The 203-nt window shown below is 63.5% G+C and carries 1 protein-coding gene; it reads right to left on the bottom strand.

The annotated features are described in order from the left end of the window. A partial coding sequence (locus tag CAY82_RS25570) for a DUF5801 repeats-in-toxin domain-containing protein (RefSeq protein WP_256576363.1) occupies positions 1 to 203 on the bottom strand: 203 nt, incomplete at both ends.

The raw sequence follows: 203 nt of genomic DNA, 5'->3' as shown, positions 1-203 counted from the left end.
GTCTTGGTCGCGGTCAAGGTCACCAGGTTGTCGGAGGTCAGGGTCTTCGCGTCATCGGGGTTGCTGGTGTCGGGATGCACGATGGCGCGGAGCTGGTCGAGGGTAACGGAACCGTTGCTGGCGACGCTGACGGTGAATACCAGGAGGTTGGTAGTGGCCGTGCGGCCTTCCACCACGGTGCCGTTGAGCGACAGGTTGACTGC

The sequence above is a fragment of the Pseudomonas sp. SID14000 genome, assembly GCF_002165135.1.
Taxonomy (GTDB): Bacteria; Pseudomonadota; Gammaproteobacteria; order Pseudomonadales; family Pseudomonadaceae; genus Aquipseudomonas.
The sequence above is the reverse complement of the archived record's forward strand: the minus strand, read 5'-3'. Positions and strand labels throughout refer to the sequence as shown.